General features: G+C 65.5%; 7 protein-coding genes. 5 read left to right on the top strand and 2 right to left on the bottom strand.

The features are described 5' to 3' along the window. On the top strand, window positions 1–152 hold a 152-nt coding region (locus tag GH737_RS10780), incomplete at its 5' end, for a Smr/MutS family protein (RefSeq protein ID WP_196233108.1). 72 nt (window positions 153–224) lie between these two features. Continuing rightward, the gene (locus tag GH737_RS10775) at window positions 225–1,907 is read left to right on the top strand and encodes a putative bifunctional diguanylate cyclase/phosphodiesterase (RefSeq protein ID WP_155264825.1); all 1,683 of its coding nucleotides are present in this window, start codon (window positions 225–227) and stop codon (window positions 1,905–1,907) included. Here GH737_RS10775 and dapE read toward each other — a convergent pair. Further along, the gene (gene dapE / locus GH737_RS10770) at window positions 1,904–3,028 is read right to left on the bottom strand and encodes a succinyl-diaminopimelate desuccinylase (RefSeq protein ID WP_155264824.1); all 1,125 of its coding nucleotides are present in this window, start codon (window positions 3,026–3,028) and stop codon (window positions 1,904–1,906) included. The genes GH737_RS10775 and dapE overlap by 4 nt on opposite strands. A 135-nt stretch (window positions 3,029–3,163) precedes the next feature. On the opposite strand from dapE, the gene GH737_RS10765 reads away from it, so the two are divergent. After that, window positions 3,164–5,260 carry a TonB-dependent receptor plug domain-containing protein gene (locus GH737_RS10765; RefSeq protein ID WP_155264823.1) on the top strand — a complete coding sequence of 699 codons (2,097 nt, stop codon included), beginning with the start codon at window positions 3,164–3,166 and terminating at the stop codon, window positions 5,258–5,260. Between the two features lie 80 nt (window positions 5,261–5,340). Further along, complete coding sequence (locus GH737_RS10760) at window positions 5,341–6,207, top strand: sulfotransferase family protein (protein WP_155264822.1); 867 nt, start codon at window positions 5,341–5,343, stop codon at window positions 6,205–6,207. 38 nt (window positions 6,208–6,245) lie between these two features. On the opposite strand, the gene GH737_RS10755 is transcribed toward GH737_RS10760, so the two are convergent. Continuing rightward, window positions 6,246–7,610, bottom strand: a complete 1,365-nt coding sequence (locus GH737_RS10755; RefSeq protein ID WP_155264821.1) for an oligosaccharide flippase family protein — start codon at window positions 7,608–7,610, stop codon at window positions 6,246–6,248. A gap of 104 nt (window positions 7,611–7,714) precedes the next feature. Between GH737_RS10755 and asnB the strand changes: the two genes are divergently transcribed. Continuing rightward, window positions 7,715–9,007, top strand: a 1,293-nt coding sequence (gene asnB, locus GH737_RS10750) for an asparagine synthase (glutamine-hydrolyzing) (protein WP_155264820.1), incomplete at its 3' end; no start/stop codon positions are given.

Below are 9,007 nucleotides of genomic sequence, written 5' to 3'. Positions count from 1 at the left end.
CGGTCCGGCGCGGCGCCATTCGCGCGGCGGTTCACGACTGGCTGGCGGCGTCGCGGCATGCGGGGGAGATCGCAGCCGTTCGCGGCGCGCACCTGCGTCACGGCGGCGGCGGGAGCCTCTACATCGTCCTTCGCAAGCCCCGGGCGCGCTGACGCTTTCTTAACCCTGCGCCGGTAACGCCTGAGCGTGGGCGGGCATGCCCGTCGCGCGAGGCGCATACCGAGATGAAAGCAGGCACGGCCCAGAAGATCAGCAACGCGATCCTGTCGTGCATTGCCGGCTTCGCCTCCTTCGTCTTCTCGCTGATCGCGCTTCTCTATCTGACCGAGTTCGACGAGAAGATCGTGGCGGCTGTCGTCGCCGGCGCCTTCTGCCTGCTGATCAGCTACGTTGCGTCGGAGCGGCCCAACAGCGAAAGCGCCCGCGCCCTCGCGGCTCTCGGCGATCGGCTGCTTGCCGTGGAGGACGGCGACCTGGTTTCACCCGCGCCGGATTCGGTTCGCCGCACCATGCCCAAGCTCGCCGCCGCGGTCGACGCGCTCTTCACCGAAGTGCGGTCCTCCATCGCCAATGCGCACGCGCTCGGCATGTACGATCCCGTCACGTCACTTCCGAACCGCCTCCATTTCCGCTCGGAAGCCGACAAGCTTCTCGGCGAAGCCGCCGAGGGCACGAGCGCGGCAATGCTGTTCGTCGACCTCGACCGATTCAAGATGGTCAACGACAGCCTCGGCCATGCCCGCGGCGACCAGCTGCTGATCATGGTGGCCAACCGGCTGCGCGTCGTCGTCAACGCCGAGTTCGACGGCAGTGCCCGGTCGCGGCCGCTGGTGGCACGCCTCGCCGGGGACGAATTCACTATCTTCTTCCCGGAGATCGTGTCCGTCGCCGAGATCGAGCGGATCGCCCGCCGGATCGTCGCCGCGATCTCCGAATCGTTCGAGCTCAGCTCGCACAGCATCGACATCGGCGCATCGGTCGGCCTCGCCGTCGCGCCCGACCATGGCACCAGCGTCGAATCGCTGATGCGCGCGGCGGACATCGCGATGTACCGCGCCAAGTCGGCGGGCGGCGGGCAGTACTGGCAGTTCAACGCCACGCTCGCGGCCGAGCATCAGGAGCAGATCGATACCGAGAAGGCGCTGACTGAAGCGCTCCAGCGCGACGAGTTCGTGCTCGCCTTCCAGCCGCAGATGAGCCTCGTGACCGGCGAGTTGTGTGGCGCCGAGGCGCTGCTCCGCTGGAATCACCCACGCGACGGCATGCGCTTTCCGGCAAGTTTCATCCCCGTGGCGGAGCGGACCGGGCTCATCGCCGAGATTGGCGAATGGGTCGTGTCGGAAGTCGCGGGCACCCTCAGTGCGTGGCGCGCGAGCGGATTTGGGGACCGACTGTCGTTCAACATCAGCCCGCGCCAGGTCGAACGGCCCGACTTCCTGTTCAGGCTCCGGCAGACCTTTGCGGACGCCGAAGTGCCGCTGTCGATGATCGAGCTCGAGTTCACCGAGAGCGCGGCGATGCAGGTCAGCGAAGCGATTCTCGAAGACATTGCCGGGCTGCGGGCGCAGGGCGCGCGCATCGCAATCGACGATTTCGGCACCGGCTATTCGAACATCGCGCGATTGCGCACGATGCCGCTCGACAGGGTGAAGCTCGATCCCTCGTTCATCGTCGATATCGAGAACGACGAGAAAGCGCGAGTGATCGTCCAGGCGCTGATCCAGCTGATCCGGGGCGTAGGTTGCGAAGTGGTGGCGGAAGCGGTCGAGACCGTCGCGCAGGCCGACATCCTTCGCGCCATGGGCTGCGACACGGTCCAGGGCTTCATCTTTGCGCCGGCGATGTTCGAGGAGGAGTTTCTCGCCTGGACGGCCAGCGGCCGACGCGCCGACAAGTCGGTGGCTTAGGCGAACACCTTGCGAACGATGCGCTCGTAAATCCGGGAGAGAGCGCGGATATCCTCCACCGATGCGCACTCCCCCACCTTGTGCATGGTCGCGTTGGGCAGCCCGAAATCGACGACCGGGCAGAGCTTGATCAGGAAGCGGCCATCGGACGTGCCGCCGCTGGTCGACAGCTCGGGCGCGATGCCGGTCTCGTCCTCGATCGCGGCGACGACCACGTCGTAGAGCTGTCCGGGCGGCGTCAGGAACGCTTCGCCGGAAATGCGCGCCTTCACCTTGGCTCCGGGCGCTTCGCGCTCGGCGATTTCCTCGACCAGCCTCACCAGGTCAGCACCGCGGTGGAGATTGTTGAAGCGAATGTTGAGCTGCGCCGTCGCCGAGCCGGGGATGACGTTGCTTGCGTGAGTCGGCGTGTCGATGCCGGTGAACTCGAGATTGGACGGCGGGAATTGCTCGGTGCCGTCGTCGAGCTGGAGGGAATCGAGCGCGGCGATCACGCGGGCGAGGGGGCCGATCGGGTTCTTCCCGCGGTGCGGGTAGGCGACGTGACCCTGAATGCCGGGCACCTCAATCCACATGTTGACCGATCCGCGGCGGCCGATCTTAACCGTGTCGCCGAGCCGGTCGACCGAGGTCGGCTCCCCGATCAGGATCATGTCGGGGCGGATCTGCCGCTCGTTCAACCAGTCGATGATGCGCGGCGTGCCGTAAGTGGAATAGCCCTCCTCGTCGCCGGTGATGAAGAGCGAAACGGTGCCTGCTGACCGGTCGACTCGCGAAATGGCGGCGACGAACGCGGCGATCGCGCTCTTCATGTCGTTGGCGCCGCGGCCGACGAGGATCCCGTTCTGGACCTCCGCACCGTATGGATCGCTGTTCCAGCCTTCGCCGGCGGGGACGACGTCGAGATGGCCGGCGAAGCCGAAGTGCGGGGACCCTTCGCCGCGCATCGCGACCATGTTCTCGGTCGGGCCGTCGGGCGGCTCGCCCATCACCCAGCGATCGACCGTGAAGCCGAGCGGCTTCAACTCGGCTTCAAGGAGGTCGAACACTTCGCCGCTCGCCGGCGTCACGCTGGGGCAGCGGATCAGAGCCGAGGCGAGGGCAACAGGATCGATCGACATCGCTCCAGCACTAGCAACCATCCTGTTGCAGGCAAGCCGCGCCGTTTCATCGAAAAGGGGGTTGCGCTTACGCTACAAATGTAGCACGCTACAATTGTAGCACGAGCTTGTGCGTGCGTACCAGGGGAGTGGTTGATGCTCGTGCGAGGGTGGCTTCTTGGCGGCGCTGCGGTCATCGCGCCCGTGCAAGCGGTGGCGCAGACGACGGCGCCGTCGAGCGATCCTGCGGTCGCGCCCGCTCCGCAGGCGACGCCGGTAGCCGCCAAGCGCATCTATGTCGCGGCCGACTTCGCGCGGTTCGCGCCCAAGACCGCTTACGACATGCTCGTCCAGGTACCGAGCTTCACCATCCGCAGCACGGACGAGACCCAGCGTGGCCTCGGCCAGGCATCGGAGAACGTGCTGATCAACGGCGAGCGGATCGCCAACAAATCCGGCGGCGCCATCGTCCAGCTCCAGCGCGCACCCGCCGACAGCGTCGAGCGAATCGAGATCGTCGAGGCGGCCAGCCTCGGAATCGCCGGGCTCCAAGGCCAGGTGGCGAACGTCATCATCAAGGAGACGACAAAATCGTCCGGGCAGTTCGAGTGGAACCCGAGCTTCCGTGCGCATTACGCGAAACCGGAGTTCCTGGCGGGGCTGCTCAGCTACTCCGGCAAGACCGGTCCGGTCGACTATACGTTGTCGGTGGAGAATCAGCCCGGGCGCGGCGCGTTCGGCGGGCCGATCTGGATCTACGACCGCAACGGCGCGCTGATCGAAACGCGCCGTGAAATCTACCATTCGGAATATGACCGCGCCAACTTTCAGGGCAAGTTCGGGCTCGACGGCCCCGGCTCGTCAGTGGGTAATTTGACCCTGAGCTACACGCCGTACTGGAACCCCGGCAGCCGCAAAGACCGCCGCGTCGCGGCGATCACCGGCGAGACCAGCGCGCGCACGATCACCACCAGGCTCAACGGCTATTATGCCGACGTCAACGGCGACTATGAGTTCGCTGCCGGTCCTGGCCGGCTCAAGCTGATCGGGCTGCGGCATTGGGAACATGCGCCGCAGGTGGACACCAGCGTCACGACCTTCGGAAGCGGCGCGCCCGACGCCGGCACCCGCTTCAGCCGCGATGCCCGGCTTCGCGAGACGATCGGGCGCGGCGAATATCGCTGGAAGACCGGCAAGAACGATTGGCAGCTGACCTTCGAGCGCGCGTTCAACTCGCTCGACCAGAAGGGCGCGCTGTTCGACCTCGAAGATGATGGCGAGTTCGTCGAGGTGCCGTTCCCCGAAGGGTCGGGCAAGGTGACCGAGGTTCGCTACGAAAGCATCGCGACGCTGAGCCGGCCGCTCGCATCGAACCTCGACCTGCAGGTGGCGGGCGGCGGCGAACTTTCATGGCTGGACCTCATCGGCGACGACCTGCCGGCGCGCAAATTCTTCCGGCCGAAGGGCGAGATCAACTTCGGCTGGCATCCGTCGAAGAGTTGGGACGTCAGCCTGAAGCTCCGTCGCCGCGTCGGCCAGATCGACTTTTACGACTTCATTTCGCAGCAGCAGCTGAACTCGGAGCGCGAAGACACCGGCAACCCCAACCTCGTTCCGCCGCAGAGCTGGGAAGTCGAAACCGAGTTCGCCCACGATCTTGGCCGCTGGGGCAAGACGCGGCTGAACCTCCATTATTACCGCGTCGAGGACATCATCGACGTGATCCCGATCGGGGAGAAAGGGCAGGGAATCGGCAATCTTCCGAGCGCCGACCGGCTCGGCTTCGAGAGCACGAGCACTTTGCTGTTCGATCCGATTGGCTGGAAGGGTGCGAAGCTGGATTTGACGGTTGGGGCGGAGCGCACCCGCGTGCGCGACCCGCTTACCGGCGAGAAGCGCGCGATCACCGGGGTCCAGGATCGCTGGTTCAACGCGCAGGTGCGGCACGATATTCCCGGCACGCAGATCGCCTGGAGCGCCTATGTCCAATACCGGCATTACTCGCGCTATTTCTATCTGACCGAAGTCTTCAGCAGCCAGGACCTGCCGTGGATCGCGGGATTCTACGTCGAGAACAAGGACGTGTTCGGGACTACCGTGCGCCTGTCGGTCGACAATGTGTTCAACGGCCGTCACCTGCTCGACCGCACCGTGTGGGAAGGCTTCCGCGACCGAACTCCCATTGCCTTCGTCGAGAAGCACAACCAGCTCGTCGGCCCCATCTTCACGCTGTCGGTGAAGGGGAATTTCTGAATGGTTAGCTGGCCTGCCGCCGCAACGCCCGATGGCACTTGAACGTTTGGAGATTCCGGACGATCGGTGAAAAACATGTCATGGCACGAGCTGACTTGCCGTTCTTTCGCTCAATATTGAGCCGCCGAGCGCGACCCGACCGGGGCAGGATCAGGGAACTCGATTGCACGCCCGACCTCCACGATAAGCACTTCCTGTTCGTCTCCGGTCTGCACCGGTCGGGGACATCGATTCTGCACCGGCACCTCAGCGAGCATGACGACATATCGGGATTTCACGGTACGGGCGTCCCTGAGGATGAGGGCCAGCACGTCCAGAACGTGTTGCCGACCGCGCGCGACCATGGCGGGCCGGGGCGGTTTGCATTCCACCCCCAGGCGCACATGTGCGAAGATGAAGCGCTCTCGATGGAACGTGACTCGCGGGACCGCCTTTTGCGTCAGTGGGGCGCGCAATGGGATCTCGGCCGACCCGTTCTTGTCGAGAAATCGCCGCCGACCTTAACGCGCGCGCGCTTCTTCCAGGAGCTTTTCCCGAACTCTTCTTTCGTGTTCCTGGTGCGCCATCCCATCGCGGTGTCGTTCGCAACCCAGCGTTGGGCCCGACGTCCGCTTCACGAACTGATGCGGCATTGGTCGCGAGCCCACGAGCTGATGCTTGGCGATTTGGCTGGTCTGCGGCGTGCCCAGGTCGTCCGTTACGAGGACTATGTCCGCTCGCCCGTTTCGACGCTCGCGGTGATTTATGACATGGTCGGTCTGGCGGCGAAGGTGCCGCAGGAGAAGACGTTCGACGCAAATCGGCGCTACTTCGACAGGTGGAGCCAATGCGCAGGCCAGGAGCTGGAAGTCTCCAGAGCCTTCGAGGACGAAAAGGGTGCGGCGCGGCGCTTCGGCTATCTTGCCGAGCCACCCTTCGTCGAGCGGAGCTGGGACGGCCTGATCTGATGCCCGGCTACACGGCGCAATATCGTGCCTGGCACTCGTTATTGCGGACGTGTCGGCTCTATGGACAGTAGCAAAAATACTCCCAGTATCGAGGTGTCCACTGACAGCCTGCGTCTGGCGTCCTGCCAGAGGATCACGTTCCAGCAGCATTGACCGGCAACGACGCTGATGGCCGTTCCGAGGCTTCCCATCGTCGGGGCGAGGATCGCAACGAGAGCAATGTTGATGACGAGCGCGATGGCCACGGCGCGCGTCACACGCCGCTCGTGGCCGGTCATATTCAACAGCGGGGCGTTCGGGCCGACCGCGGCGCCGAAGATTGCCCCCGCGGCGAGGACGCGAATGGTGTCCGCCGCGGGCGCGTAGCTGTTCCCGAACACGAGCGCGAACAGCGGCCCCGCGGCGACCAGCAGCGGCAGCGACAGGACTAGCACGCCCGCGAACTGGATGAGCGCGCTTGCAGTGACGACTTTCTGAAGCCGTGCTTGATCCCGCTCGATATGCAATCGGGAGAACATCGGCAGCACGACGATGTTCACGACCGTCAACGGTACCGTCAGAACGGCGGCCGTTGCGATGGACGCGCGGAACAAGCCGACCTCGGCCGCGGCGGCAAGAACCCCGAGCAGCAGTACCGCGAGCTGCCGCTGCAACGTCATCACGGCGTCGCCGAGCGCCATGGGGATCGAGGCCGCTAGCCAGCCGCGTGAATCAAGTCTCGGTTGCGTCGGTTTCTCGGTGGGCAAGCTGCGGGTTAACCATCGATGCGTCAGCAGAAGCGCCAATGCCGCGATGATCGAGTTGAGCGCCATTACGGCCGGCGCTCCGAGCGCGACGCCCGCGACGAGAATCGCGAAAAGCAGGATTGCCATGGCGAGTGGCCGAAAAAGGACGTTGGCGAGCTGTCCCAGCACAACGCGGTGGAGCCCCCTCAGGCCCGCGCCGCGTATTGCCGCCAGCGGCAAGAGCGCGACCATTGGCGCGCCGCAGAGGATCGTCAGCCCCACGACCGGCGAACCGTTCCGCCACGCAATCAACCCGCCGACTGCGATCAGGCCGGCGATCAGTGCGGAAATCCGCCCGCAGACCCGGTCGGCCCACCGAAGCACGCCGAAAATCAGCGCCGGCTCATTGCGCGACTGGGCGGCCGCGACCTCGCGAGTGACCAGCTTGGGAATGCCGAACGTCCCGGGAATCATGGCGAGCGTGATCACTGCCATGGCGATTCCGTAATAGCCGTAGCCGGTCACACCGAGCCCGCGCGCGAGCTGGACGCCGACGAGGAAGGTCGCGATCATTCCGCCGAGCTGGACGACGCCGCTTCCCGCGACCGACCGGACGAGAAACGGACCGAGGCCGCCACCGGTAACGTACCTCCTGGCGCGGCTGATCCGCTGCTTCATTCCGGCCCCTTGTCCAGCATCCACGACGAGGCTGGACTGGAGCCTCGCAGGCGCAAGTCAAGAAGAACGTGCCTTTGCCGGCCGTTGCTGCCACAAGGCCGCCGATGTGCGGCATCGCAGGTTTCGTCGGCGGTCAGTGGCGGCGCAGCGGGGACATCACCGCGGCCCTTGCGCGGATGAGCCGAAGCATCCGGCATCGCGGGCCCGACCATTCGGCAGTGTGGATGGATGAACCGGCGCGGGTTGCATTCGCGCACAATCGCCTCGCCATCGTGGACCTCTCGCCCGCCGGCAACCAGCCGATGACGAGCCCAAGCGGACGTTATGTGATCGTCTACAATGGCGAGATCTACAATCACCTCGAGATGCGCGACGAGCTCACAGCGGAAGGAGACGCGCCCAGCTGGCGAGGCCATTCGGACACGGAAACGCTGCTTGCGGCGATCGACGCCTGGGGCGCTCGCGGCGCGCTCGAGCGCTCGACGGGGATGTTCGCCTTCGCGCTGTGGGACAGAGCAGAGCGGACGCTGACGCTCGCGCGCGACCGGCTCGGTGAGAAGCCGCTCTATTATGGACGGCAGGAAGCGTCGGGACCGTTCCTGTTCGGTTCGGAGCTCAAGGCGCTCGTCGCGCATCCGCAGTTCCGGCCCGAGATCGACCGCGGCGCGCTGACTTTGCTGCTCCGGTACGATTACATCCCGGCGCCATTTTCCATCTATCGCGGAATCAGCAAGCTTCCCCCGGCCACTTTCCTGACGTTTTCCGACAGCACTGCCGAGCCGGTCATCGAGGAATATTGGTCGGGCGCGGCAGTGGCCGAGGCAGGCGTCGCGAACCCGCTCGAGCTCGGCGGCGACGAAGCCATCGATGCGCTCGAGCACAGGCTCGAGGCCGCAATCGCGCGGCAGATGATCGCCGACGTCCCGCTCGGCGCCTTCCTGTCGGGGGGCATCGATTCCTCGACCATCGTCGCGCTGATGCAGAAGCTCTCGCCGCGTCCGGTCAAGACGTTCACCATCGGCTTCCACGAGGCCGGGTTCAACGAGGCGGAGCACGCGCAAGCCATCGCGCGCCACCTCGGCACCGATCATACCGAGCTCTACGTAACTCCCGCCGAAGCGCGTGCGGTGATCCCGAATTTGCCGCAGATTTATGACGAGCCGTTCGCCGATTCCTCGCAGATCCCGACGCACCTGGTGTCCGCGCTCGCTCGCGAGCATGTGACCGTGTCGCTTTCGGGCGACGGCGGCGACGAGTTGTTCGGCGGCTACAACCGCTACCTGCTGACCTCGCAGCTGTGGGGCAAGATTTCCGCGGTGCCCAAGCCGCTTCGCGCGGCGGCTGCGCGGGCGCTGACGGTTGTGCCGCCAGCGGCCTGGACGCGCTTCGGCGACGCC

The sequence above is a fragment of the Sphingomonas segetis genome (genome assembly GCF_009720245.1).
In the GTDB taxonomy this organism is placed as follows: Bacteria; Pseudomonadota; Alphaproteobacteria; order Sphingomonadales; family Sphingomonadaceae; genus Sphingomicrobium; species Sphingomicrobium segetis.
Note: the sequence above shows the minus strand (reverse complement) of the source record. Positions and strands in the feature narration are given on the sequence as shown.

Excerpts from the sequence above, each read along its gene's own strand:
- GH737_RS10775 (WP_155264825.1), top strand. The coding sequence starts at position 225 with ATGAAAGCAGGCACGGCCCAGAAGATCAGCAACGCGATCCTGTCGTGC.
- dapE (WP_155264824.1), bottom strand. The coding sequence starts at position 3,028 with ATGTCGATCGATCCTGTTGCCCTCGCCTCGGCTCTGATCCGCTGCCCC.
- GH737_RS10765 (WP_155264823.1), top strand. The coding sequence starts at position 3,164 with ATGCTCGTGCGAGGGTGGCTTCTTGGCGGCGCTGCGGTCATCGCGCCC.
- GH737_RS10760 (WP_155264822.1), top strand. The coding sequence starts at position 5,341 with ATGGCACGAGCTGACTTGCCGTTCTTTCGCTCAATATTGAGCCGCCGA.
- GH737_RS10755 (WP_155264821.1), bottom strand. The coding sequence starts at position 7,610 with ATGAAGCAGCGGATCAGCCGCGCCAGGAGGTACGTTACCGGTGGCGGC.